Source organism: Aeromicrobium sp. P5_D10, assembly GCF_054049535.1.
Map to the genome: position 1 here is coordinate 454,908 of NZ_JBFUME010000004.1, position 26,211 is coordinate 481,118.

20 protein-coding genes are annotated in these 26,211 nt (G+C 65.2%); 9 read left to right on the forward strand and 11 right to left on the reverse strand.

Annotated elements, in window-relative coordinates:
• Window positions 1-38: 38 nt before the first annotated feature.
• Both ACXJKC_RS09985 and ACXJKC_RS09990 read left to right on the forward strand, forming a co-directional pair.
• A complete protein-coding gene (locus tag ACXJKC_RS09985; RefSeq protein ID WP_456696544.1) occupies window positions 39-1,631 on the forward strand; it encodes a trypsin-like peptidase domain-containing protein in 1,593 nt (530 codons plus the stop codon).
• A gap of 119 nt (window positions 1,632-1,750) precedes the next feature.
• Entirely contained in the window at window positions 1,751-2,665 is a 915-nt protein-coding gene (locus ACXJKC_RS09990; protein ID WP_456696545.1) for a DMT family transporter, read from the forward strand.
• Between the two features lie 94 nt (window positions 2,666-2,759).
• Here the strand turns inward: ACXJKC_RS09990 and ACXJKC_RS09995 are convergent, their stop codons facing one another.
• Window positions 2,760-4,625 carry an anthranilate synthase family protein gene (locus ACXJKC_RS09995; protein WP_456696546.1) on the reverse strand — a complete coding sequence of 622 codons (1,866 nt, stop codon included), beginning with the start codon at window positions 4,623-4,625 and terminating at the stop codon, window positions 2,760-2,762.
• A 260-nt stretch (window positions 4,626-4,885) separates the two neighbouring features.
• Here ACXJKC_RS09995 and ACXJKC_RS10000 point away from each other — a divergent pair, with 260 nt between their 5' ends.
• Window positions 4,886-6,097, forward strand: a complete 1,212-nt coding sequence (locus tag ACXJKC_RS10000) for an ArgE/DapE family deacylase (RefSeq protein WP_456696547.1) — start codon at window positions 4,886-4,888, stop codon at window positions 6,095-6,097.
• Between the two features lie 98 nt (window positions 6,098-6,195).
• Here the strand turns inward: ACXJKC_RS10000 and ACXJKC_RS10005 are convergent, their stop codons facing one another.
• Window positions 6,196-7,737 (reverse strand): metallophosphoesterase, encoded by a 1,542-nt coding sequence (locus ACXJKC_RS10005; protein WP_456696548.1) that lies wholly within the window; start codon window positions 7,735-7,737, stop codon window positions 6,196-6,198.
• A complete protein-coding gene (locus ACXJKC_RS10010; protein WP_456696549.1) occupies window positions 7,734-9,845 on the reverse strand; it encodes a HelD family protein in 2,112 nt (703 codons plus the stop codon). The genes ACXJKC_RS10005 and ACXJKC_RS10010 overlap by 4 nt, the downstream gene beginning before the upstream one ends.
• 194 nt (window positions 9,846-10,039) lie before the next feature.
• On the opposite strand from ACXJKC_RS10010, the gene ACXJKC_RS10015 reads away from it, so the two are divergent.
• From ACXJKC_RS10015 to ACXJKC_RS10030, 4 genes are all read left to right on the forward strand, one after another.
• Entirely contained in the window at window positions 10,040-11,014 is a 975-nt protein-coding gene (locus ACXJKC_RS10015) for a hypothetical protein (protein ID WP_456696550.1), read from the forward strand.
• Between the two features lie 11 nt (window positions 11,015-11,025).
• Window positions 11,026-11,898: a hypothetical protein gene (locus tag ACXJKC_RS10020; RefSeq protein ID WP_456696551.1), complete on the forward strand. Its 873-nt coding sequence runs from the start codon at window positions 11,026-11,028 to the stop codon at window positions 11,896-11,898.
• Between the two features lie 76 nt (window positions 11,899-11,974).
• Window positions 11,975-13,021, forward strand: a complete 1,047-nt coding sequence (locus ACXJKC_RS10025) for a carboxypeptidase-like regulatory domain-containing protein (RefSeq protein WP_456696552.1) — start codon at window positions 11,975-11,977, stop codon at window positions 13,019-13,021.
• A 72-nt stretch (window positions 13,022-13,093) separates the two neighbouring features.
• Window positions 13,094-13,867, forward strand: a complete 774-nt coding sequence (locus ACXJKC_RS10030) for a hypothetical protein (RefSeq protein WP_456696553.1) — start codon at window positions 13,094-13,096, stop codon at window positions 13,865-13,867.
• A gap of 24 nt (window positions 13,868-13,891) precedes the next feature.
• On the opposite strand, the gene ACXJKC_RS10035 is transcribed toward ACXJKC_RS10030, so the two are convergent.
• The 8 genes from ACXJKC_RS10035 to ACXJKC_RS10070 form a co-directional block, all read right to left on the reverse strand.
• Window positions 13,892-14,638, reverse strand: coding sequence for an enoyl-CoA hydratase-related protein (locus ACXJKC_RS10035; RefSeq protein ID WP_456696554.1), 747 nt, complete (start codon window positions 14,636-14,638; stop codon window positions 13,892-13,894).
• Between the two features lie 9 nt (window positions 14,639-14,647).
• Complete coding sequence (locus tag ACXJKC_RS10040; protein ID WP_456696555.1) at window positions 14,648-15,808, reverse strand: acyl-CoA dehydrogenase family protein; 1,161 nt, start codon at window positions 15,806-15,808, stop codon at window positions 14,648-14,650.
• Window positions 15,805-17,751 (reverse strand): acetyl/propionyl/methylcrotonyl-CoA carboxylase subunit alpha, encoded by a 1,947-nt coding sequence (locus ACXJKC_RS10045; protein ID WP_456696556.1) that lies wholly within the window; start codon window positions 17,749-17,751, stop codon window positions 15,805-15,807. Before ACXJKC_RS10045 ends, ACXJKC_RS10040 begins: the two co-directional genes overlap by 4 nt.
• 91 nt (window positions 17,752-17,842) lie before the next feature.
• Window positions 17,843-19,432 (reverse strand): acyl-CoA carboxylase subunit beta, encoded by a 1,590-nt coding sequence (locus tag ACXJKC_RS10050; protein WP_456696557.1) that lies wholly within the window; start codon window positions 19,430-19,432, stop codon window positions 17,843-17,845.
• Window positions 19,432-20,574 carry an acyl-CoA dehydrogenase family protein gene (locus ACXJKC_RS10055; protein WP_456696558.1) on the reverse strand — a complete coding sequence of 381 codons (1,143 nt, stop codon included), beginning with the start codon at window positions 20,572-20,574 and terminating at the stop codon, window positions 19,432-19,434. Before ACXJKC_RS10055 ends, ACXJKC_RS10050 begins: the two co-directional genes overlap by 1 nt.
• Entirely contained in the window at window positions 20,571-22,346 is a 1,776-nt protein-coding gene (locus tag ACXJKC_RS10060) for an acyclic terpene utilization AtuA family protein (RefSeq protein WP_456696559.1), read from the reverse strand. Before ACXJKC_RS10060 ends, ACXJKC_RS10055 begins: the two co-directional genes overlap by 4 nt.
• Complete coding sequence (locus tag ACXJKC_RS10065; protein WP_456696560.1) at window positions 22,343-23,146, reverse strand: TIGR03084 family metal-binding protein; 804 nt, start codon at window positions 23,144-23,146, stop codon at window positions 22,343-22,345. The genes ACXJKC_RS10060 and ACXJKC_RS10065 overlap by 4 nt, the downstream gene beginning before the upstream one ends.
• Complete coding sequence (locus ACXJKC_RS10070) at window positions 23,143-23,754, reverse strand: TetR/AcrR family transcriptional regulator (RefSeq protein ID WP_456696561.1); 612 nt, start codon at window positions 23,752-23,754, stop codon at window positions 23,143-23,145. Before ACXJKC_RS10070 ends, ACXJKC_RS10065 begins: the two co-directional genes overlap by 4 nt.
• Window positions 23,755-23,910: 156 nt before the next feature.
• On the opposite strand from ACXJKC_RS10070, the gene ACXJKC_RS10075 reads away from it, so the two are divergent.
• On the forward strand, window positions 23,911-24,459 hold the full coding sequence (locus tag ACXJKC_RS10075; protein WP_456696562.1) for a PepSY domain-containing protein: 549 nt from the start codon (window positions 23,911-23,913) through the stop codon (window positions 24,457-24,459).
• Window positions 24,460-24,544: 85 nt separating this feature from the next.
• Window positions 24,545-26,167 (forward strand): DUF3352 domain-containing protein, encoded by a 1,623-nt coding sequence (locus ACXJKC_RS10080; protein WP_456696563.1) that lies wholly within the window; start codon window positions 24,545-24,547, stop codon window positions 26,165-26,167.
• Window positions 26,168-26,211 lie beyond the last annotated feature (44 nt).

The window sequence follows — 26,211 nt, forward strand, 5'->3', positions numbered from 1 at the left end:
CTTAGACATGTCTCAGTGATAGGCGAGAATCTATTTCTATGACCGATTCGCACGATCCTTTCGCCGCAAACCCGTATGTCCCCCCGTCGGACCGCGGCGACGATCAGCAGACTCCCGCACCGACGGAAGAGATTCGGGTCGAGGCAACGGACGGGCCTCCCGCGCCGGCCGAACCCACCATGACGCAGCCCGCGACACCTGCTGCGCCCCAGCCCTTCAACGAGGACGTCGAGCCCACCCAGCCCGTCGAGCTCACCCAGCCTGTCGAGCCCGTCGAGCCTCCTGAGTCCGCTGCTGCGGCACCCGTGAGCACTCCGGTTCCCGACGACTTCTCGCACCGCTATGCGGCCGGGTCGCCGCCGCCCGCGCCGTCAGCGCAGACCGATCCGTTCGCCGCGCCGATCCGCGATAACGAGCCCACCGTCGCGCTGCCTCCATTTGCGGCCCCCCATGACTCCGGCAACGGCGCGGCCACACCACCGCCCAAGCGTCGCGGTCGCAAGATCGCGAGCATCGCCGCATTCGCCGTACTTGCCGGTGGCGCAGGATTCGGCGGCGCGTGGGCCTACGACCAGGCAAATGACGACTCGGGATCGGGCGGCAATGTCGTCAACTCGCTCGACAGTGAGAACAAGGCAACGCAGACCAAGGCTCCAGCCGGCACGGTCCAGGCCGTGGCCGCGAAGGTGCTCCCCTCCGTCGTCCAGATCAACGTCAAAGGCTCCGAAGGTTCCGGTTCAGGCACCGGCATCATCATCAGCAGCGATGGCGAGATCCTGACCAACAACCACGTCATCGACGTCGCCAACGGAGGCGGCACGATCACCGTCGCGTTCAACGACGGCACCAACACCAAGGCCGAGGTCATCGGTGCCGATGCCAAGACCGATCTCGCGGTCATCAAGGCAGAGGGCAAGACCGGCCTGACCCGGGCAACGCTCGGCACGTCTGCTGATCTCAAGGTCGGCCAGGAAGTCGTGGCGATCGGTTCGCCGTTCGGCCTGGAGAGCACCGTGACGCAAGGCATCATCTCTGCCCTCAATCGACCGGTCTCCTCGTCCGACGGATCCGGTAACGGCGAGTCGACCACATTCCCGGCAGTGCAGACCGATGCCGCGATCAACCCCGGAAACTCCGGCGGTCCCCTGGTCGACCTCGACGGCAATGTCATCGCGATCAACTCCGCGATCCGTTCGGGCACGACGACCTCGGGCGATGCCGGTTCGATCGGCCTGGGATTCGCGATTCCGATCGACCTCGCCAAGAACGTGGGCAAGCAGCTGCTGGCGGGCAAACCCGTCCAGCACGCACAGATCGGCGTCGAGGTCGGCAACTTCCTCAGCACCGACGGCATCACCGGAATCGGCGCCGAGGTCAAGGAGATCACTCCTGGCGGAGCCGCCGAAAAGGCCGGCCTCAAGAAGGGCGATGTGATCTCGGCTGTCAACGGCGCTCTGGTTCCAAGTTCGGAGGCCCTGGTTGCCTCGGTGCGCGGATTCAATCCCGGCGAGAAGATCACGCTGACCTACACCCGCAACGGGAAAAAGGACGAGATCGAGGTGACCCTCGGTTCAGACGGCGGTAAGACCCAGCAGTCTCAGAAGCCTGCCCCGTCTATCCCCACCCCCTGATCGACCCGATACTGCGCCCGGTGATCTCTTCGCCGGGCGCAGCGTCGATGGCGGGTTCTGCGGGGACGTTGGCCGATTTCCGCTCGCGCTGAAGGGCCGGGGATCACTAGTGTTTGAACGTGTTGACCTCGCGTGACCTCTCCTTCCCCGCGATGCTCGTCACGGTCGTGCTCTGGGCCTCGGCGTTCGTGGCGATTCGCGCGGTCGGTGACACGTTCTCGCCCGGATCGCTGTCGCTCGGTCGACTCGCCGTCGGCGTCGTGGCGCTGACACTGGTCGCCCGGCCCACCCGTGCCAAGATGCCCCGTGGCCGGGCCCTACACCTCGTCCTCATATACGGTGTCGTCTGGTTCGGCGCCTACAACATCGCGCTGAATGCCGCCGAACGCGACCTCGACGCCGGCACCACCGCGCTGATCGTCAACATCGCCCCGGCGATCGTGGCGCTGCTTGCCGGATTCATCTTCAAAGAGGGCTTCCCCAAGCCGCTGATGATCGGAATAGCGATCGCGTTCGCGGGCGTCATCCTGATCGCCGTCAGCACTCATCACGATCCCACCTCGGTCGACACCGCGAGCGGCACCGCTGTCATCATGTGCCTCGCCGCGGCGTTGTTCTACGCGATCGGCGCCCTCGCCCAGAAGCCCGCCCTCCGCACGGTCGAGCCGGTCATGTCGGTCTGGCTGGGTTGCCTCATCGGCGCCGTGGTCTGCCTGCCCTTCGCCCCGGCGTTGGTCAGCGAGATCTCCGATGCGTCCACCCACGATCTGCTGTGGCTGGTCTACCTCGGCGTCTTCCCCACCGCGATCGGCTTCACCACCTGGTCGTACGCCCTGAAGCGCATTACCGCGGGGCAGGCCGCTTCGACGACTTACCTCGCGCCGGCTGTTGCCACGTTGATCTCGTGGCTCATCTTGGACGAGGTCCCTGCTGCTCTGGCATTCGTCGGCGGCGCCCTGTGCCTATTCGGCGTCATGGTGACCCGGATGAAAAGCCGGCCGGCCGACGACCCCATCCCCGGGGCGGTGCGTTAGCGTCCACGCGCGTCCTGGGACGGTGCGTTAGCGTCCATCCGCGCGGTCATCCTGGACGCCAGCGCACCGGCCCAACGGACGGGCGGGCGGGGATTCAGCCGACCAGGTCAGTGACCAGATCGCGCAGGATGCCGAAGCCGTTATGCGTCAGGATCGACTCAGCATGGAACTGGATGCCGCGATAGTGCGGTCCGGCCACCAGGTGGATGTCACCGGTCTCCGGTTCCAGCTCCACTGTGACACCCTCGGGTAGCCCGGCGGCCGGAACCCGCGCCACGAAGGTGTTGTAGAAGCCGACCGTCTCGGGACGGTCCAACACCGTGAGCTTGCTCTGCGTGCCCTGGAACACGATGTCCTTGAACGTCAGGTCGAGACCTATCTGGTGGCTCAACGTCTGATGTCCCAGGCACACCGCCAAGAACGGTCGCTCCGACTCCAGGAGACCCGCGACGAGCGCATGCATCGTTGCCATCTTCGGATCGTCGAGGTCACGTGGATCGCCCGGACCAGGACCGACGACGACCAGGTCGTAGCCATCCAGATCCCCGTCACAATAGGCATCGTGGCGAACGATGTCGGTTGTCATGCCCAACACCCCGAAGACGTGCGACAGCATGTTGACGAAATCGTCCTCGGCGTCGACGATCACGACTCGCTTGCCCGTCAACGACGGCACCGGCGCGGCCCCTGACTGGTCAGTCAGCCAGAACTGGCTGAGTCGCTGGTTGCGAGAACCGAGCGCGATGATGACCTCGTCCTCACGGGTGAACGCATCGAAGCCCTCGACCGGGTCCGGCGCCGCCTCGACGAGACCGAACGCGCTGAGGATGCCGGCGGCCTTCGCCCAGGTCTCGGTCGTCTCGTACTCGGCGCTGGAGTCACGCACGAGCGTCGCGCCGGCTGAGACCTTGAGGTTTCCAGCAAGGTCGACGTCGGCGGTGCGGATCAGGATCGGCGCGTCGGCGAGCTGCTCGCCGTTCTCATCACGGCCGATCAACGCGGCCACCGAGGCGTAGTAGCCACGGCCTTGCGGCTCATACTGCTTGATCAGACGGCAGGCGTTCTCGACCGGGCTGCCCGTGACGGTGGCGGCGAACATCGAGTCGCGCAGCACCTCGCGGACGTCGCGGTGCGTGCGGCCCGCGAGCAGATACTCGGTGTGCACGAGATGGGTCATGGGCTTGAGGTACGGCCCGAGCACGAGCCCGCCTTCGTGGCAGATATCGCACATCATCTTGAGCTCTTCGTCGACGACCATGAAGAGCTCGTAGATCTCCTTCTCGTCCTCGAGGAACTTCAGCAACTCCCGCTTCTTGTCGGCGTGGGTCTCCAGGCCGCGCATGCGGAATGTGCCGCTGATGGGGTTCATCCGTACCTGCCCCGCTTCGAGGCTCACGTGACGTTCGGGCGAGGCGCCGATCAGGTAGCGGTCGCCGGTGAAGATCAAGAACGTCCAGAACGCGCCGCGTTCACGCTCCAAAAGGCGGCGGAACACCGTCAGCGCGGTGTCGTGGTTCCAGTCGGCGACCTGTGCGCGGTAATGCCGTCCGATCACGACATTCGCGCCCTCCCCCTGGCCGATCTCGTCGTCGATGATGGTGCGGACGATGTCGGCGTACTCGTCGTCGCTGGTCTCGAAGCCCCCACGATCGGTGAACTCGACCGAAACGTCGGGCAGCACGTCGAGCAACTCTGCGATCGGCAGCTCAGCGCTATAGGCGATGTCGATCGCCGACAACGGCGTGTCGTCCTGGTGAGCCTCGAAGCCGCGTTCATGGGCTTGGGCATACGGAACCAGGACCAGCTGATCCCAAGCACGTCCGGGGCCGGACTTCAGCGGGATATCAGCCAGCACATCGAGATCGGTGCGGGGTCCACCGACCAATGTGACGGTGTCGGACTCTCGTACACGGATCAGCGCAAAAGCCGGTTGAGCCAGGAGCTCGTCGAGGGAGGTCATTGCAGTTCCTTGGGTTGTGCCCGGGCCGGCCAGGACGAATGCTGCACAGACAACAAAGCCCAGAGCCGGCCGTGAGGCGGTCTGGGCAGAAGTCGACAGGCCACCGTTACGGGTGGCGCCACCAAGTGAGGTGCTGGGCTGTCATGGCAGGAGCTTAGCGCAGGGCCGGCCATGACTGACAACCTTGTCCGAGTGCCGTCACGGCGACACCACAGCACCGGCGTCACGAGCTACCGCCGATCGGCTGCCAGACTGGCTGCATGGACATCGACGTCGACCTGATCCGGCGCGATCTCGCCCAACTCGTCAACATCCCCAGCATCGGTGGATCCGACGGTGAGATCGCGGCCCAACGTTGGTGCGCCGCGACGCTGACGGGGCTCGGCCTCGACGTCGATCAGTGGAAGCTCGACCTCGACGAGTTGCGCGCAGACCCCGACTATCCAGGCGAAGAGGTCGACCGCGACGAGGCCTGGGGAGTCGTTGGTGTGTCCGGCCCCGGCACCCCAGCCCTGATCCTCAACGGGCACGTGGACGTCGTCCCACCCGGCGATCCGGAAGCCTGGACCGACGCCGATCCGTGGCACGTCCGCGAGCTCGACGACCGCTGGTTCGGCCGAGGTGTCTGTGACATGAAGGGCGGCGTCATCGCGATCATCGCCGCAGCCAGGGCGGTCAGCGACGTCGCTCTTGCCAGGCCGTTCGCGATCCACTCGGTCATCGGCGAGGAGGACGGCGGAATCGGTGCATTCGCGGCGTTGCGCCGCGGCCATTCCGGGGACGCCTGCCTGATCGCCGAGCCCACCGCCGAGCAGATCGTCGCGGCCAACGCCGGTTCGCTGACGTTTCGCCTCGAAGTACCCGGACAGGCGACCCACGGCTCGATGCGCGGCCGGGGTCATAGCGCGATCGGCGCCTTCGAGCACGTCCACCGTGCGCTGGCCGTCCTCGAGACCCGGCGCAACACCGCACCCCCTGCGCCGTTCGCCGCGATGCCCTGGCCGATCAGCGTCGGGATCATCCACGCCGGCGACTGGGCCAGCACCGTGCCGGATCTCCTGGTGGCCGAAGGCCGCTACGGAGTCATGCCGGGCGAGTCGTTCGCCGACGCCAAGACCGCCTTCGAGCGGGCCGTCACCGATGCCGCCGCTGCCGATCCGTGGCTGGCTGATCATCCGGTGACCGTCACGTGGCCCGGCGGGCACTTCGCCGCCGGACAGTTGCCCGATGCGCATCCATTCGGTGATGAGGTCCGCAAGGCCGTGACCTCCGCCGGCGCGGCCGATCCCTCGCTGATCGGAGCGCCCTACGGCTCTGATCTGCGCCAGTACGCAGCAGCGGGCATCCCGACGGTGCAGTACGGGCCCGGCGACATCGCCAACGCCCATGCCCTCGAGGAAAGCGTTCGCATCGACGAGGTCGTGACCTGCGCCAAGGCTTACGCGGAACTCATCCTCTCCCGCTGCACCTGACGCTCGCGAGTCACTCAATCACCTACCGCGAGTCACTCAATCACGTACCGCGAGTCACCGATTGACTGACCGTAGGTAACCCAGTGACTCGCGGTGGGTTACTCAGTGACTCGCGAGCGTGGGGGCAGCGGGACGTAGGCCTGCGGGGTGACCTGACCGCCTGGGTCGAAGTCGATGACCTGAAGTCCCACAGGTCGAGCGTCCTTGAAAGTCACGACCGTGACCTGAGCCGTGCGACGCAACTTGCTGCCCAGGGCGAATGCGTACACCGCGCCTCCAGTGCTCCCGGTCGACAGCGTCGTCGTTGGATTGCCGTTTGTACCGGTCGTCGTGGTCGGTCCGACCTGGCGGTGCAGATGCCCCGAGAGCACGAGGTCCGCGCAGCCGGACGCCGCGGCTTGCTTGGCAGAGGTCGGACTGTGCACCGCGATGACGCCGACCCCGCCGTCTTCGCACGCTGTCGCCGTGAGCTCGGCATCCTGGGCCGCCAACGCGGCGGAGTTGTCGGCAGCGCTCCCGAAGTACCCCGCCGTAAGACCCGAACTGCGCGGATCGCTGCTGCCGAGGAACCGCACTCCGCCGACGTCGACGGGCTTGCCGGACAGAACCGTGAATCCCTTGTCCTTCATCTGCTCGGGGACCGTGTCGCCCGTGTCGTGATTGCCCGCGACCGAGACGATGTCGAAACCCTTGAACTCACTGGCAAGCGAATTGAGGCTGAACGTCTCCCAGCTCGCGCCATTGGAGGTGTCATCGCCCAGATCAATCAGCATCGAGGCCTGCGCGCGATCGGCGATGACCCGAGCGACTGGATCCATGCCGATGTTGTCGTGCCGGTCGGTCACGACCAAAGCCGTCGTCTCCCCTTCGAGAGGGGTACGGACCTGCGCCGATTTGGCAGTCTCGGCGAGCTTGCCGTAGAACGCCACCGACGTCCGGTAGGTGTCGAGCGCACCTTGGACCAGCGCCTTACTGCCCGATGTCGAGGCGCCCTGGACGATCTCGACCTTGTCGAGCACCGGATCGCTGGGCAGCAGCGGGAAAGCCGAAGCAATCGGCTCCCAGGTCTCGTCACTCGCGCGCGGGCGCTCTGGGGCGGCGATGAGAGCCAGCGCGGCGATCAGTGTCAGCGCGGTACCGACCGCGCCGATGACCTGGCGACGGCCCGGATGTCTTGCCGCGGCCCAGATCAGACGGCGCCGTCGCTGTCCTATCGCCAACCAGGCCAGCACGGCGATCAGCACCGCGACAATCCCCGAACCGACACCGCGCATCGCGGCATCGGTCATCATCGAGATGACATTGGACCGTACCGCCGCGATCTCGCCCTGCGGCTGGCTGGCGATCACGGCATCGCGGGCGATGAGCTGATTGAGCTCGGTCACCTCGCTGTCGCCGAGCCGGATATCGACCCCGATGCCCAACGGCGCCTCGGCCGGCAGCCGCATCTGCGGGATCAGGGTGCCGAAATCGATGCGCGCATAGCCGTTGAAGTTGGGCTGCACGGTCGCCTCGTGGGCACCGATGACGATGGCCCGCTCGCTGTGGACGAACGTCGTCATCGCAGTCGGCACCGCGACGGCGATGCCGAGGACGACGAGCAGAAGGATCTTGGTGAACCGTCGCAGGGACAGGTTCATGCGATCCGGCTGCGCCAACGGTCACTCACGCCCACCGTCGTGAGCAATTGCGTGGCACGGGTCAAGACGACGTACAGCGTGCGCCAACCCGCCGTCGACTCATCGGTGATGCCGTCGGGGTCGGCGACCACAACGCCGTCGAACTCGAGTCCCTTGGTATCGAGACCATCGAGAACGCGGAGCCGTTCGGGATGGGCGGCCATCAGTTCGGCCAGGTCAGAGCGCAACCCTTCCAACCGGACGCGCGGCGCAACGATCGCGACGGTTCCCTCGACCCGGCCGAGAATCGACTCGGCGCTGCTACGCAATGCCGCCACGAACTCGGCGTTGGGCACGACGAGATGCTGCGGCGACTCGCCTGTACGCCGCACGGCTTCGGCAAGATCAGGATCGGGGACGCCGATCGCCGCCACCTTGGCCGCGAGCTCGTAGATCTCGGCAGAGTTTCGGTAGTTCGTCGACAACCGGAACGCGTGTTCGGGCTTGCCCTCGAGCGCCGACTTACGTGCGGCAGCGGACTCCTGCGGGTGCGGCCAGGAAGACTGCGCCTCATCGCCCACGATCGTCCAGCTCGCATACCGGCCACGTCGGCCCAGCATGCGCCACTGCATCGGTGACAGATCCTGCGCCTCATCGACCAGGACATGGGCGAAGCCGTCATCCTCGATGCTTTGAGTCGTGCGGTTTCGGTCGACCCGATCGTCGCGCTCGCGCCGCTCGAAGCTCATGAGCTGCTTGGGCAAATCATCGTCCTCGCTGGAGTTGTCGGGCAACTCACCCAGGACGTAACGCAGCTCGTCGATCAGGGGGACATCTTGGATACTCGGCTCATCCGACGTCCACGACGTCTTCAGGGCGGCGATCTCACGGGCGTTGAATACGTTGCCGGCCAGCTTCTCGACAACGTCGGGCAGGGTGCGCCACACCTCGATGGGCTCGATCGGCGGCCACCACTGTTCGACGAAGTCGACGAAGCGGTCATCGGTCGTGACGATCTCGACGAACTCTTCTTTGCCCTTCTCGAGCGCACGCTCCCCGCGCACCTGACGCCACAGCGCATCGATCAACGCGACCGGCGCCTTGTCGTACGCCCGGTTGCGCTTGGCGCCCGACAGCAGCTGGCGCCTGATTCGATCGAGCTGTTCGGCGTTCAGCCGCAGAACGTCGTCCTTGTAGAAGTAACGGAACTCCGTCGCTGAGCCCGGCATCGGCGCGGCCGCGGCGCGCGACAAGAACTTGACCATGCGCGATGAGCCCTTGGCCGCGGCCGCGACCGGCTCGTCGTGGCGGGCGGCGCGCAGACCGTCGACGACCTCTCCCAAAGAACGCAGTGTCACGCTCGTCTCGCCAAGACTCGGCAGGACCCGTTCGATGTAGTTCATGAACACCGTCGACGGCCCGACCACCAGGACGCCGCCGGACTCGAACCGCCGTCGATCGGTGTAAAGCAGGTACGCCGCCCGGTGCAGGGCCACGACAGTCTTGCCCGTACCCGGACCGCCGCCGATCGTGGTCGCGCCACGGCTAGGGGCGCGGATCGCCTCGTCCTGCTCCTTTTGAATCGTCGCGACGACCGAGTGCATCGTGCTGTCACGGGCCCGGCTCAGGCTCGCCAATAGCGCGCCCTCGCCGATCACGACCATGTCGTCGGGCGCATTGTCACCGTCGAGCAGATCGTCCTCGATGCCGATGACGGTGTCGTTGGCGCACCGCAGCACACGGCGCCGGACGACACCCGACGGTTCCTGGGCCGTGGCCTGATAGAACAGCGCGGCTGCGGGCGCCCGCCAATCGACCAGGAGGATCTCGCGTTCGGCATCGCGTACGCCGATCCGGCCGACATAGCGGGACTCGCCGTTGATCAGATTGAGCCGGCCGAACACCAGGCCGTCATGTGCAGCGTTGAGTGCGGACAGTCGTTTCGACGCCTGGTAGACCATCGCATCGCGTTCGACGAGGCCACCTTCATTGCCGACGTGGCCACGAGCCATCCCTTCGACGACGAGCGATTGGGCGACCTTGGCCGAGGCATCGAGTCGCTCATAGACCGTGTCGACGTACGACTGCTCCGCGGCGATCTCGCGTTGCTCGGCATTGTGTGAGTTCAACTCACTCCTTTTGTCCATCAGGGAACTCACAAGTCTATTCCGTACCCGGAGTATTCCGCAGCCGCCTGCTCGCTGGGCGGACAGCGGTGGACAGACAGCCTGATTTGCCTGCTTTCAGAAGCGCCTGCGCACTGTGACCGCACAAGACCACAATCACCCGTACGATTGAGGGACTTTAGTCCTACTGCCTCGAGGTGACGTACTTGCGCAAGCTACTGGCATTGCCGTTGGGGCTCGCGATCGCCGCGAGTCTGATGACGAGCCCCGCCGAGGCCGCTGGCAAGGGCTACTCGATCAGCGCTAGCAACCGAACGTATGAATACATCAAACCGGGCCGGTACAAGTACCTGAGCAAGACCGTGATGGACGTGTCCAGAGGACACGAGCGCGATTACCTGTTGCTGGCGGGCCGGGTCAAGCGTGGGCCTACCAAGGGCAGGTACGTCAAGATCTATGCAACCAACACCAATGACCCCGAGTACCGAAAGAACACGTACCTCGGCAGGATCAAACTCGGGTCGAGCGGCAAGTTCTCCAAGAAGATCCGTCCACCGCACGGCGGGCGCTGGAAGTACCGCGTCACGATCGCGTCGTCAGGGCGCTACAAGAGTGCATCCCGCACGACCACATTAGATGCCTTCCACTGGACCTTCCTGCACGAGCTGACCAACCTCGCCAACGTCCCGGGTATCACCGAGCAACGCGACGGCGAGCGCGAATACGTCGGTCCCGACGTGACCAGCAGCAGCGGTCGGGTCTACCCAGGCACCCGCTGGGGAAGCCAGTTCGCAATCGAGGGCGGATCCTTAGTGACCTTCAAAACCAGGTCGTACCGGTGCAAGAAGCTCACGCTCAAGACCGGCATCTCAGACGAAACCCCAGCACGTGCGCGTTCGGGGCGAATCGAGTTCCTGCAAAATTCCAAGGTCTTGGTCAATCTCGATATGACGTGGAACCAGCGGCCGTTCGACGCGTCGGGCAACGACGCCGCAGCTGTACGATTCCGAAATATCATCAGCGCGTCTCATGACGTCACGGTGCGCGTACCGACCTCGGGGCTGGCACCAGAACCTACCGAGGAATCTGGCGAACCCGCGCCCGAGGTCCGATTCATTGTCGGCAATGCCAAGGCGTTTTGCACCTTCCCCTCGATCAACAAGGATCTCTAGGTATCTGTCCCATGCGTAAACTTTGCCTACTCATCGCCGCCGCCTTGACGGCCGGAACCCTCGTCGGGATTCCCCTGACCGCTGCCGAAGCGTCTTCCAAGTACCGAGTCTCGATCAAGCTCAAGAAAAAGCTGGTCGATGTGTCCTCGAATTCTCGCTCGGCGCGCAGAACGACTTTCAGCGGACGGGTCAAAGGTGGCCCCGTGAAGGGCAAGCGCATTCGAGTCACTGCCTACAACACGAGCAATAACAACAAGAAGTACAAGACCTACTCGCTCAAGCTCTCCTCGAAAGGCCGGTTCTCTCGTACCTTCGAACCTCCGGTCGGAGGAGTCTGGCGCCTGACCGCCCAGATGACCGGCAATCGTCGTACCGCCACAGGGACCCGTTCGACACATCTGGACGCCTTCCACTGGACCTTCGTCCACGAGTTCTACGACCGCGCCGGTCGCCTCAACCAACCCATCGGTATCGCTGGAATCCAGCACAAGTCTGGTCAGGCCGCACAGTGGCGCGTCCGCGGACAACGCTTCAACGACTCAGCATTCCTCATCGCCGGCGGCAACACTGCCGTTGTCGACATCCGGGGCTACAAGTGCAAGAAGATCAACTTCAAGGTCGGCGTCGAGGACGGCTCCGATGCCGTCCAGGGACAGTACAAGATCTTCCAACCCTCGACATCGAAAGGCGACCGAGTCATCAAGACGGGCGCCATGAGGCGCGGGCAGCAGGCCTATGACGCCTACCATTCCCGCCAGGTCCGCGACCTGCTCCTGCCCACGAGACAGCTGCATTTCAAGGTCTATCGTCCGAGCAGCCAGGACAATGTCGACTTCCTGATCGGCAACGCCAAGGTGTTCTGCACGTTCCCCTCTATCAACTGATCCGGTGTGCCTGCGCGCCCGCCACCCATTCGGACACCATACTGAGCATCTGACAGTCGGCACGAAGGGCAGGCAGATGGCGAGCAGCTGGCGAACGACCGCACGGATGCTGGCGACCGCCGCGGCCGCATCAGCGGTTTCGAAGGCGGCGGACTCAGTTCGTCGGCTCCTGGAAGAGGCCTCGAAGTCGTCCGAGATCGACGGCCCGGTTTCGCAGCCCGCCCCATTGCGACTCGTTGACCCCGTGCCGGTTCGCACTGCCCCGGTTCCGCCGCCCATCCCAGCAGTTGCCGCCCACGCCGAGACACCGCACGAGTTCGGACCCACTCCGGTTCTGCCTCCCTCGCGCGGAGTCGGCTTCCACCATCCGCCGCGCACCACGGCGTCGGCCCCGGAATTGGAGCTCGTCGTGACCCCGCCGATCGAACTGCACACAACGACGCCCGACGAAGCGCCTGCCAAGAAGAGCAAGAAGTCCGCCAAGATGGAACCCGAACCGGTCAAGACCGCCGCGGCCGAAGCGTCCGAGCGCTCGAAGGAACGCGGCAAGCACCGCCGCGCCCGCAGCGCGATCAGCGGTACCGTCACGAGTACTCGCGGCCGCGGACTGCGGGGTATCGAGGTAACCGTCGTCAACGCCGACGAGTCCGTCGCCGCCACCGCGATCTCCGGAGCCAGCGGTGCCTTCATCGTCGAGGGTTTGGCTGCGGGCACGTACCGGATCAGCGGGACCGACCCCGATGGGGACTTCGTGACCGGCTGGATCGGCGGCGCATCGTTTTCCAAGGCGTCGCGAATCAAACTCAAGGACAATTCGACCCGCCGCAAAGCGCATCTTCGTCTGACCGCTGCCGCAGATCTGGCCGTCAAGGTCGAACGCGGAAAGAAGTCGACTCACCTCGACCTCCGGGTCACCGACCGCGGCACCGGGATCGCGGCATCCGGGCGGGTCAACGTCTCGAACAAGCTGTTCGGTGTCGAGCTGGCGCTGCACGAGGGTCGGGCGAATGTCACGCTGTTCGGCTCCCCAGACGGTTCGACACAGCCCCCCAAGAAGATCGACATCGCCTACCAGGGCGACAAGCACACCGCTGCCACGTCGCAGTCGACTAAGCTGCGCTGACCGCGGTGGGGTTTTCACCCAAAGCCGGTTGAGGCTCTGCCCAGGGGCCGAGAACGGGCCTACGCTCCGACCATGAGCTCCCTTCGTCTTGCCGTCATCGGCCTCGTCACTGCCGCTCTGGTCGCGACGGGCGCGCAATCGGCCCACGCCGCGTCCAAGTACTCCGTCACGCTGAATCTGAGCGCCACCACGGCGGAGCTCAACGGCTCGGTCACGCTGACGGGCAAGGTCTCGCCGAAGGCCAAGCTCAAGGGCAAGAAGGTCTCGATCGACCGCAAATACGGCACAACCGGCTCATGGAAGAAGGTCACGACAACCAAACTGACCTCGTCGGGCAAGTTCACCAAGAAGATCAAGCTCACCAACGGGGGTCCCACATTCTTCCGGGTCCGCAAATCAGCCGGGAACAAGCGCGCCGCGGGCGTCAGCGCGCCCCGCAACATCAGCGTGTTCCGCTGGCGCTCGCTCAACGATCTGCCCTTCGCCTCGACGCCGTCCAATGTCTATCGCGGCAAGGTCAGCATCAACGGACACGGGTTCTCGGCCAAGTCGTTCTCCCTGCACGACAGCGAACGCATCGACTGGGATCTGGCCGGCAAACAGTGCACCAAGCTGCGCGGCTACATCGGCATCGATGACGATTCGGCCAACGGCACAACCGGCTACGCCTTCATCACGAACCAGGGCTTCGGGATCCTCACCTACGAGCAACAGCTCGCAAAAGGGCAGAGCGCCCGCTGGATCAACGCGAAACTGACCCAGACCAAGCTCCGCTTCCTGCCGAGTGTCAGTGATGCCGCCGGCTGGGCCGCCTACGCGGAGATGCAGGTGTACTGCAACAGCTGATGCACGACCGGTTTCGGGCGGGAGCTACTTCCCCCGGTTGAGGAACGCCGTCATCGCCTCGCGGGCTTCGTCACTGCCGAACAGCTCGGCGGACTGCGCGGCGAGTTCGTCGCCGAGAGCGTCGATCCGTGCGACCAGATCGTGATTGAGCAGCTTCTTGGTCTCCCGCAGGCCCTGGGGATAGCCCTTGACCAGGTCGACGAGCACCTGCGACACCTCGGCGGTGAGTTCGGCGTCGGCCACAGCACGGGTCACGAGTCCGACCGCCGCTGCCTCCGTCGCGTCGAACTTGCGGGCCGTCAGGAACAGATCAGCCGCGGCGCGGTCGGTGAACCGCTCCAGCAGACTCACCGAGATGACGGCAGGGGCCAGCCCCAGACGTACCTCGGTCAATTGGAACGTCACCGACTCCGCGGCGATGACCAGATCGGCCGCGCCCACGATGCCGAGGCCACCCGCGCGGACCGGGCCACCCAGTTCGACCACGACTGGTTTGCCGGCCGTGGCGATCTGTCGTTGCAGAGCCACGAGCGCCGCGGCCCCCTCGGCCATTCCGCCGCCTGCCGCTTCGGACAGATCGGCACCCGAGCAGAACACCCGGCCGGCCGAGCGGATCAGGATCGCCCGCGCCTCGGGGTCGGCGTCCGCCGCCGCGAGATGTGCTGCGAGCTCGGTGACGAGCTGTTTGCTCAGCGCATTGCGATTGTGGTCGCTGTCGAGCGTGATGACCGCAACCTGATCAGCAGTCGCCAGGTGAACCAATTCAGACATGTCTACCTCTTAATAGGACTTCGGCAGGCCGAGCGAGAACTGGGCCACGAAGTTGAGCACCATTTCCTTGCTGACCGGGGCGATCCGCGACAGGCGCGAACCGGAGAGCATCTGCACCAGACCGTACTCGTTGGCCAGTCCATTGCCGCCGTGGGTCTGGATCGCCCGGTCGACGGCATTGCAGACTGCCTCACCAGCGGCGTACTTGGCCATATTGGCAGCCTCGCCCGAAGCCATGAAATCGCCGGCAGCGAGCAGCGCCGCAGCCCTCTGGGTCATGAGTCGAGCCATCTCGATCTCGATATACGACAGCGCGAGCGGATGGGCGATCGCCTGGTGAGCGCCGATCGGCGTCTTCCACACCTGACGGTCCTTGGCGTATGCCGTTGCCTTCTCCAGTGCAAGGCGTGCGGTGCCGAGCGCGAACGAGGCGCCCATGATGCGCTCGGGGATCAGACCGGCGAACAGCTGCTCGAGGCCGGCATCCTCGCTGCCGATCAGAGCATCGGACGGTACGCGGACATCGTCGAAGAACAGCGTGAACTGTTTCTCCGGCGACACGATCCCCATGTCGATCTCCTGGTACGTGAAGCCTTCCGAATCAGTCGGCACCAAGAACAGCGCGGGCTTGAGCTTTCCGCTGCGAGCGTCCTCGGTACGACCCACGACCAGCACGTGGCTGGCCTCATCGACACCGGAGATGTAGGTCTTATTGCCTTTGAGGATCCAGTCGTCGCCGTCGCGGTACGCCGTCGTCGTGATCTGGTGCGAATTCGATCCGGCGTCGGGCTCGGTGATTGAGAAAGCGAACGTCGAGGAGCCATCGGCCAGGCCAGGCAGCCAGTTCTGCTTCTGGGCCTGCGTGCCGTACTGCGCGATGATCGTTCCGACGATCGCCGGCGACACGACCATGAGCAGCAATGGACTGCCCGCGGCGGCGAGCTCCTCGCACACGGCCGCCAGGTCGCCGATGTCGCCGCCACCACCCCCGAACTCTTCCGGTACGGCAACGCCGAGGTAGCCGAGCTTGCCGGCCTCCTGCCACAGTTCGGTGGTCTTGCGACCCTCTTTGGCGGCCTTCTCGAAGTAGTCGTGACCGTACTTCTTGCCGAGTGCGGCCACTGCCTTGCGCAGCTCTTGGCGCTCTTCGGATTCAGTGAACGTAGTCATGATTTCTCCTCGGTTGCTGAGCTTGTCGACGTATCGATGATGGCGAGAACAGCGCCGGACTCGACCTGCGAACCTGCGGTGACCGACAGTTGGGCGACGACACCGTCCGTCGGCGCCGTGATGGTGTGCTGCATCTTCATGGCTTCCAGGACGACGATGACATCGCCCTTGCCGACCTGCTGGCCGTCCGTCACGGCAACACTGATGACCGAGCCCGGCATCGGAGCCAGAAGCGATCCTTCGACGACGACATCGGCCGGATCGACGAAGACCGGAACCGGGGTCAGATCGATCGAGCCATGTGGGCCGTCGACGTCGACCCAGCCGCGTCCGACCGCGACCGTGTACGTCTCGACGAGTCCGGCGACGTCCAGGACGACCTCGGTGGGAGTTGCGCTCATCACCGTGACGTCGTCGAGGTCGTGCTGCACGAAACCTGCGGAGTAATTGACCTCGAGGTCAGGCTCATACGTGCGAGTCCTCGGCTGGCTCGGCACATTGCGATAGGCCGTCGGGATACGACCGAGCACTTTGGCCTCCACCGTGGCGGTCGTGGCCTCGGCCAGCGCCGCTGCCAGGGCGTACCGCCGTCGAGCCGATTCGTTGACCTGTGGCGTGGTCCACTGCGCAAGGCGCTCTTCGAGCAGTCCGGTGTGCAGGCGCTCCGCCGCGAACTCCTCGTCGTGCAAGATCGAACGCAAGAAGTCCACATTCGTCCTGACGCCATGGATCCGGGTCCGCCGCAGAACGTCCGCTAGTCGGCGGACCGCGGTCGCCCGATCGGGACCGTGCGCGATGACTTTGGCGATCATGGCGTCGTAGTGGATCCCGACGACCGAACCGCTCTCGACACCAGAATCGGTGCGCACACCCGGTCCGTCCGCGACCTCGAACGTCCGGACCGTGCCCGTCTGGGGCTGCCAGTCATCGGCCGGATCCTCGGCGTACAACCGGACCTCGACCGCATGGCCTCGTGGCTCGGCAGTCTCCCCGTCCAGTGCCCGTCCCTCGGCGATCGCGATCTGCTGCGCGACGAGATCGAGTCCGAAAACCTCCTCGGTCACAGGATGTTCGACCTGCAAGCGGGTGTTCATCTCCAAGAAGAACACCTTCCCGGTGTCGAGGTGGGCATCGGCGACCATGAACTCGACGGTTCCTGCACCGACATAATCGACCGCCTTGGCCGCCGCCCGTGCCGCATCGTGCAAAGTCGTCCGGACGTCGGCACCGACGCGGGGAGCAGGCGCCTCTTCGACGACCTTCTGGTGCCGGCGCTGGATCGAACAATCGCGGTCTCCGACGATCCAGACCGTTCCATGGGTGTCGGCCAGGACCTGCACCTCGATGTGGCGCGCGTTCTCCAGGTAGTACTCGACGAAGACCGTCGGGTCACCGAAGGCCGAAGCAGCCTCGGCCGAGGCGAGATCTATCGCGGCACTCAGATCGTCGAGGTCCCGGACGATTCGCATGCCCCGTCCTCCCCCGCCCGCAGCGGCCTTGACCAGGACGGGCATCTCCGAACCGGTCAGCGCTTCGGGCTCGAGTTGGCCGAGTTGAGGCACTCCGGCGTCGAACATGAGCTCCTTGGCCCGGATCTTGTCGCCCATCGCCACGATCGCCTCAGGCGTCGGCCCGATCCAGGTCAGCCCGGCGGCGTTGACGTCGCGGGCGAACTGCGCATTCTCGGACAAGAAGCCGTAGCCGGGATGGATTGCATCGGCGCCAGCTTTGAGCGCAGCGGCGATGATCAGGTCACCGCGTAGATAGGTTTCGGTCGGCGCCTCGCCCGGCAGTCGCACCGCAACATCGGCCTCGCCGACGAACGGCGCCGACGCATCAGCGTCCGAGAAGACCGCAACCGTGGAGATGCCAAGATCCCGACACGTCCGAAACACCCGCCGGGCAATCTCCCCCCGATTGGCCACCAGTATCGAGCTGATCATGCAACTCCCTCCAAGATGTCGGCGGTTTTAGGTCTATTCGGGGTCCGGTTGCACATGAAACCGCCGACATCTCTGCGTGGAATCGTGCGGCTCATAGCCGGAACACTCCATATCCCTCTGCGCCCTTGACGGGCCTGGTGTGGATCGCGCTCAGACAGATGCCCAGCACTGTTCTTGTGTCTCTCGGGTCGATGACGCCGTCGTCGTAGAGCATCCCCGACGTGAAGTAGGCCAGGGACTCCTTCTCGATCTGCTCCTCGATCATGGCCCGCATCGCGACATCGCCGTCCTCGTCGTACGGCTGTCCCTTGGCCGCTGCGGCACCGCGAGCCACGATCGAGATGACGCCGGCGAGCTGCGCGGGACCCATGACCGCCGACTTGGCGCCGACCCAGCTGAACATGAACCGCGGGTTGTACGCCCGTCCGCTCATGCCGTAGTGGCCGGCACCGTAAGACGCACCCATCACGACCGACAGGTGCGGAACGGTCGAGTTGGATACCGCGTTGATCATCTGGGCGCCGTGTTTGATGATGCCGCCCTGCTCGTACTCTGCACCGACCATGTAACCCGTCGTGTTGTGCAGGAACAGCAGCGGCGTGTCGATCTGGTTGGCGAGCTGGATGAACTGCGCGGCCTTCTGGGCCTCCTGGCTGAACAGGACGCCCTGAGCATTGGCGAGGATGCCGATCGGATAGCCGTGCAGTCGGGCGAATCCCGTGACGAGCGATGATCCGTACAGCGGCTTGAACTCATCGAACTCACTTCCGTCGACCAGACGGGCGATGACCTCACGCGGGTCGAAGGGCACCTTCAGATCCGTCGGCACGATGTCGAGCAGATCCTCGACGTCGAGCACGGGTTCGGCGTACTCGACCTGGGGCGCCTGTCCGGCCTTGCGCCAGTTGAGGTTCTTGACGATCGAGCGACCGATGCGGATCGCATCGCGTTCGTCGACCGCGAGGTAGTCGGCCAGACCCGACTTGCGGGCATGCATCTCGGCACCACCGAGTGACTCGTCGTCGGACTCCTCGCCGGTCGCCATCTTGACCAATGGCGGGCCACCGAGGAAGACCTTGGCACCCTCTTTGACCATCACGACGTAATCGCTCATGCCCGGGACGTACGCGCCGCCGGCCGTCGAATTGCCGAAAACCAGCGCGACGGTCGGACGCCGGTCAGCGCTCGCGCGGGTGATGCTGCGGAACGACCCACCGCCGGGGATGAAGATGTCCTTCTGGGTCGGCAGGTCGGCGCCGCCGGACTCGACCAGGTTGACCGTCGGAAGGCCGCACTCGTCGGCGATCTGAGCGGCTCGTTGGCCCTTCCTCAGGGTGCTCGGATTCGTCGAACCGCCCTTGACCGTCGGATCGTTGGCCACGATCAGGCATTCGACTCCCTCGACGACGCCGATCCCGGTGACCATCGAGGCACCGACCGTGAACTGGGTGCCCCACGCTGCCAGGGGCGACAGCTCCAGGAACGGCGAATCCGCATCGATCAGCAGCTCGATACGTTCACGTGCCGTCAACTTCCCGCGGGCGTGATGACGTCCGATATTGCGTTCGCCGCCGGCATTGATCGCGAGGCCATGTTGGACTGCCAGGTCGGCGATCCGCTCCAGCATCGCGGCCCGATTCGTGCTCGCCGTGGTCGGTGGTGTGCCTGCGTCGATTGTCATCAGTACTCCAAGAGCTTTGCGGCTAGGTCGGTCATGACTTCGGTGGCGCCGCCACCGATGCCGAGGATGCGGGCGTCGCGATAGTGACGTTCGACCTCGGATTCGCGCATATATCCCATGCCTCCGAAGATCTGCACCGCCTCGGACACGACCCATTCACAGGCCGCGACCGCGACGTTCTTGGCGACGACCGCCTCCAGCAGCGGGCTCTCGCCGGCGGCCGCCTGCTCGACGGCGTCGCGGGTCAGTGACCGGGCCGCGGCCGTCCGACTGTGCATCTCGACGAGCTTGTGCCGGATGACCTGTCGCGTGATGAGCGGTTTGCCGAAGGTGTCGCGCTGTCGGGCGTAGCCGACGGCGAGATCGAGCGCGCGTTGTGCCGTGCCGTAGGCCTGAGTGGCGAGGCTGAGGCGTTCGTTGACGAACTGGTTGACGATCAGCCCGAAGCCGCCGTTGACTTCGCCGACGATATTGCCCGCCGGTACCCGGACGTCGTCGAAGGTCAGCTCAGCGGTGTCGGAGCAGTGCCAACCCATCTTCCTGAGCGGTTTCGACACCGAGAAGCCGGGCAGCCCCTTGTCGATCACGAGCAGGCTGATCCCGCCGAAGCCGTCACCGCCGGTGCGCACGGCCGTTGTCACGAAGTCGGACCGGACGCCCGACGTGATGAACGTCTTCGCGCCGTTGACGACGTACTCGTCACCGTCGAGTACCGCGCGGGTCGTGAGGCCTGAAACGTCGGAGCCTCCGCCCGGTTCGGTGATGCCGAGCGAGCCGATCTTCTCTCCGGCGAGGGTCGGCCGGACGTAACGGTCGATCAGTTCAGCGTTGCCGCTGTCGATGATGTGCGGGATCGCGATGCCATGGGTGAAGAGACTGGCGAGCAATCCCCCCGATCCGCCGGCGGCCAGAATCGCCTCGGTCATGATCGTCGCGTCGATGATGTCGCCGCCCGATCCTCCGACGTTCTCGCCGAATCCGATCCCGAGCAGGCCGACTTCGGCGGCGCTCTGGTGCAGCTCACGCGGCAGGAGTCCGGCGTCCTCCCAGTCGGCGAGGTGCGGCGCGATCTCCTTTTCGGTGAAGGACGTCACCATCGCACGCAACGCCTCACGTTCGGAGGTCTTCCAGATCGAGCTCACAGGGCGTTCTCCTTGGAGGTCTCCGACAGGAATTGTGCTGGGATGGCGCAGTCGCGCGCCCGCAGCCACTCGCCGACGGCTTTGGCCTGGGGGTCGAGCCGTGTCGATGATGCGACCCCGTCGCCCAGTAGTCGGTGGATCACGATGTTGACCGCCGCGAGATTCGGCAGCGCATGGATCTCTATGTCGAGAGAGGCGGCCTCCGGCAGCAGTTCGCGGACGGTGGCCTCGTCGAGGAAGCCCGCCAACCAGGCATAGGCATCGTCGCGTTGTGGGTGATCAGCCGGGATCCAAACCCCCACATTGGCGTCGCCGCCCTTGTCGCCCGACCGGGCCAAGACGAGTCGACCGAGCGGTGCCCGCACAACCTCGCCGAGTGGTGCGTTTCCGTGCCCGAGCGGTGCGTTCTGGCCAGACTCGCCGTCTCGAAACGTCCGATCCGCACCGCTCGCGGTTACGGGTGGGGGGATCTCGGTCACCTTCCCGGTTGCGTCTACCACCTTGTGGGGGACCTTCTCTTGGGGGACGTACGCGGGTCTATAGATGCCGTAGGGCGTTGCCGCGGCGGGCGGGCGAGAGACGCTGAAACCCGGATAGGACGCCAGTGCGATCTGGATCGCGGCGTCGCTGAACGCCCGGCCCACCGGATCGGCTTGTGCGCTCTTGACGTGCAACCGCAACAACGATGTCGCCTGCGCCTGCGTCTCCGGATCTGTCACATCGGTGCGGTCGAGATGCCATTCGACCGTCTCCGGCCTGGTTCCAGCCGCGAAGGCGGTCTCCATCTGGGCCCGGACGAGTTCCGCCTTCTCGGCGATGTCGAGACCTGTCAACAAGAACTCGACGCTGTTGCGGAAGCCGCCGAACTCGTTGAGACACACCTTGACCGTCTCCGGCGGCGGTTCACCCACGACGCCGCTGATCGCGACTCGATCCGGCGCGATCTGGGTCAGCGACATCGTGTCGAGGCGGGTCCCGACGTCTGGGCCGAGGTAGATCGGCGGGCCGACCTCATAGACGAGCTGCGCCGTGACGGTGTCGACCGTGACAGCGCCTCCGGTCCCCGCGTGTTTCGTGATGACGCTCGAGCCATCGGCCGCGACCTCCGCGATCGGGAAACCCAAGGGCGCCGACATGTCGACAGCGGTGAAGTCGGCGAAGTTTCCGCCGGTGGCCTGTGTGCCGCACTCGATGACATGCCCGGCCACGACCGCCCCGGCCAGCTCGTCCAGATCATCGCGGCCCCAGCCGAAATGCGCGATCGCCGGGCCGACGACCACCGACGCATCCGTGACTCGTCCGGTCACCACCACATCGGCCCCTCCCACCAGGGCCGATGCGATACCGAAGGCACCCAGATAGGCGTTCGCAGTCAATACCGAACCGCTGTGCCCGAACTCTTCGGAGAACTCGCCCGCTCGACTACGCAGATCGTCGCCCTCGACGTGGGCGATCGCGATATCGAGCCCCTGGTCCGCGGCGATCTCGCGTAGCTTCTCGGCCAATCCCGCTGGGTTCAGCCCTCCCGCATTCGCGACGATCTTGACTCCGCGCTCCTTGGCCAACCCCATGGACTCGGCCATCTGTTTGACGAACGTCCTGGCATAGCCCAGCGATTCGTCCTTCATCTGATCGCGGCCCAGAATCAACATGGTCAGCTCGGCGAGATAGTCACCGGTCAGATAGTCGAGCTCTCCGCCCTCCAACATCTCGCGCATCGCCGAGATGCGATCACCGTAGTAGCCAGAACAGTTGCCGATTCGGATGCTCATTCGCCCGCACTCCGGTCCGCCAGTCGCACGGGATCAGCGCCCGGCAGACCCGCGAATGCCTGGATGATCGTCAACCAGTGCGACGCCACCTGACCCTGTGCCGAGACATCGACATCGTCGAGGTGACGGCGGCGGGTCGCGAGGAGCGCGAAGTCATGCGCCGATCCGGTGACCCGGTCGGATGCATCCTCAGCACCCCACGTCCAGAGCTCGCCGCCGGGCCCGGTCAGCTCGACCCGGATGTCGACGCCGGGATCCTGCTCGCCGTGCACCAGATACGCGAAGCCACGGGCGCGGACACCGATATGGCACACATGACGCGCTCGGGACGAGGGCAGCACCGCCAACCCGAGCGCCTCCGCGACATCGTGACCGTGGGCCCAGGTCTCCATGATGCGGGCCGTCGCCATCGACGTGGGACTCATGGGCGGCCCGAACCAGGCGATCTTCTCGCCGTCAGGGACGTCGCGCAGCGCCTTGTCGAGCTCCGAGCGCCCCTCACGCCACGCCGCGAGGAGGTCGGCGACAGGGAGCAACGCCATCTCTTCGGACTTGGCATCGACGTAACCGGTCGGATCGGAGGTCGCCTCCGTCAGCAGCTGCCCGAACACGTCAGGTGTCCGAATCGCCGCGATCGAGGCGATGTCGGTCCAATGCAGATGCGCGATCTGGTGGGCGACGGTCCATCCCTCGGCTGTCGTGACCGTGGCCCATTCGGCGGTTGTCAGGCCGCCGACCCATTCATCGAGCTGCGCGCTCTCAGCGGCGAGATCGGTCAGAACTCCATCGAGAATCGTCATGACTGCTCCAGTTCGTGCTCCAGGACCGCGGCCCAGGAATCGAGGATCGTGGCACGCCGTTTGGCGTCGTCGCTGAGTGAGGCCGCAAGGCCGAGTCCGCGCACCATGTCGAGGGTGGCCTGGACGAGCCGGCGATTGTCGCCCTTGGCCTCGTCGATACCGAGCAGCTCGACAGCATAGGCATGGGTCTCTCGGCCGATGCGGCGTTCCAGCGGTCCGACCAGCTCCAACAGTCCTGGATCGGTGCGGGCCGCGACCCACAGCTCCAGTGCCGCGAAGAAGACCGGAGAGGTGAATTGTGCTGCCAAGAGGTCCAGCACACCTCGCACCCGTCCCTCGTCGGGGAGGCTGTCGGCGCTGCGCAACATCTCCTCACGACGCAGATCAGTCAGGTGCTCGACCGCCGCCACGACCAGATCCTGCTTGCTGGGGAAGTGGTGCAACTGGGCACCTCGGCTGACACCAGCGCGCTGGCTCACGACGGTCGTCGTCGTACCGGCCCAGCCGACTTCGACCAGGCAGTCGACCGTCGCCTCCATCAGACGCAGCCGCATGGCGCGACTGCGCTCGGTCTGCGGGGTGCGGGCGGGGGTCAGATCTGTCGTCACGCACTCAGCATGGTGCCGAATCAACAAACAGTCAAGCCTGATTGTTAGTTCAGTCGACGACAAACATAAGAACTCCTTCACCAGCTCCTCACGCTGACCTCACCCGAGACCGGTGCAATAGGACCTTCAGCGCCACCACATCAACAGGAGTTCCCCATGCGTTCACCCCTCCCGCTCATTGCCCTCGCACTCACCGCGGCCCTCACCCTCAGTGCCTGCGGAAGTGGCGATGAACCGCTGAGCGCGGGCGATCGCGAAAAGGCCTCGGCTGCGGCGCTGCAGTACGTCGGCGGCGGAGCCGTCACCGACGCGGAGCGCGGCGATGGGGACGACCCCTACACGTACGAAGTCGAGGTGACGCTTCCCAACGGCACGGATATCGATGTCGAACTCGATGAGAAGTTCTCGGTCGTCAACAGCCCTGCCAAGGCCTCCGACTTCACCGAGCCGGCGCCTTCCTCGGCAGCCACGCCGAGTACCGCCCCTTCCTCGAATGTCCCCGACGACGATCGCGCCTTGAGCGGTTCGACACTGGCGAAAGCCGAAGCGGCCGCACTCAAGGCCACTGGCGGCGGAAAGGTCACCGAGACGAGCGGGAGCGACGACGCCGATCACGTCTATGAGGTCGACGTCCTGCTGCCGAACGGCCAGGATGTCACGGTCGAGCTCGACAAGTCATTCAAGGTCACCAAGATCGACCGCTGACATCACACAACTCGCAACTCGTGACTACACGGCGGTTTCGCTAGGCTGCGGTTGACTCCCAAGATTCTCCTGCGAAGGGTCCTCCATGACCGAGAACGACCAAGCCATTCCCCCGCCGCCGCCCCCGGCACCGCCCGTCGAGCCGGAAGTTCCCGCGACACCGGGCAACGGCGGCAAGAAGGTTGTCTTCGGCGGCATTGCCGCGGTGGTCATCCTCGGCGGCGGCTACGGCGCATACGCCGCCTACGACAAGCTCGACGGTGGAGGCCCCCAGCCCCACGACGTCATGCCGGCCTCGACGCAGATCTACGTCCGCACCGATCTCGATCCGTCGGCCAGCCAGAAGATCGCGCTGTTCAAACTGATCCGCAAGGTGCCCGATCTGGCCAAAGAGATCGGCATCAAGAACGACGATCAGGATATTCGCGAACTGGTCTTCAAGCAGGTCCTGACAACGTGCGATGACCTCGACTACGACCAGGACGTCAAGCCGTGGCTGGGCGACCGCGTCGGAGTCGGCGGCAATCTGATCGACAAGTCGTTCACTGTCGCGGTCCAGACCACCGACGAGAAGAAGTCGCGCGAGGGCATCAAGAAGCTGTTCGCCTGCGGCAACGAGAACTACGGCATCGCCTACCTCGACGGCTACGCGATCTTGTCCGAATCCCAGGCCACGGTCGACAAGTCGATCAAGGAGACCAACAAGTCCAGCCTCGGTGACAACGCGGACTTCACCAAGGACTTCGACGAGCTGGGCGATCAGGGCATCGCCTCGGCCTGGGTCGATCTGGAATCACTGGCCGACTCGCCCGAAGCCGCGAAGATGCTGGGTACCGAGACCGCCGAGATCAAGAAGGCCGGATCCGCGGCCATGACGCTGCGGGTCGACGGCAGCGCACTCGAGTTCGCGGCTCTCGGCAAGACCGGGGCCAGCAAGCTCAAGGCGTCCGACGATCTGGCGAAGCTTCCGGCCGACACCGTCGTGGGACTCTCGGTGGCCGGAGTCGGCGAGCAGGTGGCCAAGAGCTTCGAGAGAGCGGTCTCCGAGTTCAACTCCGCCTTCCAAGAGGGACTTTCAGTTTCTCCGGACGACTTCGAAACTAAAGAAGAGTACGAGACTTACCAGGAGTTCGCGGGCGAGGCGCCCAAACCCCAAGACTTCCTCAAGGAGTTCGAGAAGGAAACCGGTTTCAATCTGCGTGAGGATCTCGAGACCCTGTTCGGCGACAGCCTGACCCTGGCGCTGGGTTCGGCCAATCTCGAGACCATTCCGAGCCTGTCTGGGCCCGACGATCTCAATGCGATCAATCTCGCTCTGGCACTGACGTCGGACAAGGCCAAGGCCCTGGACCTCGTCCAGCGGCTCGCCGCCCTGGCCGAGGAAGCCGGCATCAAGCTGATCGCCGCGCCCACCGACGACGGCGCCGTCCTGGCCACCAATCAGGAAGCTGCTGACGCGATCGTGAAGCCCAGCGGCAAGCTCGGCGAGGAGAAGGCCTTCACACAGGTCATTCCCGACGGCGACGCAGGCTACGGCGGGCTGTTCGTCAACGTCGGCACGATCCTCGACAAGCTGCTCGAAGCCGAGCCGCCCGAGGACATCCGTGCCGAGATCGAGAGCGCGAAGGCCGTGTCGGGATTGGGCATCTCGGTCAGCCCCAAGGGCAATGATCGCTCGCTCGTGAGTCTGCGAGTCGGCTTCAACTGACACATGTCCACAAGGAGGCCCGGTCGGATCACCGACCGGGCCTC

Bases quoted from the DNA above. Each gene is read 5' to 3' on its own strand.
- ACXJKC_RS10065 (WP_456696560.1), bottom strand. From the start codon at position 23,146: ATGACGATTCTCGATGGAGTTCTGACCGATCTCGCCGCTGAGAGCGCG.
- ACXJKC_RS10030 (WP_456696553.1), top strand. From the start codon at position 13,094: ATGAGCTCCCTTCGTCTTGCCGTCATCGGCCTCGTCACTGCCGCTCTG.
- ACXJKC_RS10025 (WP_456696552.1), top strand. From the start codon at position 11,975: ATGGCGAGCAGCTGGCGAACGACCGCACGGATGCTGGCGACCGCCGCG.
- ACXJKC_RS10080 (WP_456696563.1), top strand. From the start codon at position 24,545: ATGACCGAGAACGACCAAGCCATTCCCCCGCCGCCGCCCCCGGCACCG.
- ACXJKC_RS10040 (WP_456696555.1), bottom strand. From the start codon at position 15,808: ATGACTACGTTCACTGAATCCGAAGAGCGCCAAGAGCTGCGCAAGGCA.
- ACXJKC_RS10005 (WP_456696548.1), bottom strand. From the start codon at position 7,737: ATGAACCTGTCCCTGCGACGGTTCACCAAGATCCTTCTGCTCGTCGTC.
- ACXJKC_RS10045 (WP_456696556.1), bottom strand. From the start codon at position 17,751: ATGATCAGCTCGATACTGGTGGCCAATCGGGGGGAGATTGCCCGGCGG.
- ACXJKC_RS09995 (WP_456696546.1), bottom strand. From the start codon at position 4,625: ATGACCTCCCTCGACGAGCTCCTGGCTCAACCGGCTTTTGCGCTGATC.
- ACXJKC_RS09985 (WP_456696544.1), top strand. From the start codon at position 39: ATGACCGATTCGCACGATCCTTTCGCCGCAAACCCGTATGTCCCCCCG.
- ACXJKC_RS10020 (WP_456696551.1), top strand. From the start codon at position 11,026: ATGCGTAAACTTTGCCTACTCATCGCCGCCGCCTTGACGGCCGGAACC.
- ACXJKC_RS10035 (WP_456696554.1), bottom strand. From the start codon at position 14,638: ATGTCTGAATTGGTTCACCTGGCGACTGCTGATCAGGTTGCGGTCATC.
- ACXJKC_RS10000 (WP_456696547.1), top strand. From the start codon at position 4,886: ATGGACATCGACGTCGACCTGATCCGGCGCGATCTCGCCCAACTCGTC.
- ACXJKC_RS10060 (WP_456696559.1), bottom strand. From the start codon at position 22,346: ATGAGCATCCGAATCGGCAACTGTTCTGGCTACTACGGTGATCGCATC.
- ACXJKC_RS10050 (WP_456696557.1), bottom strand. From the start codon at position 19,432: ATGACAATCGACGCAGGCACACCACCGACCACGGCGAGCACGAATCGG.
- ACXJKC_RS10075 (WP_456696562.1), top strand. From the start codon at position 23,911: ATGCGTTCACCCCTCCCGCTCATTGCCCTCGCACTCACCGCGGCCCTC.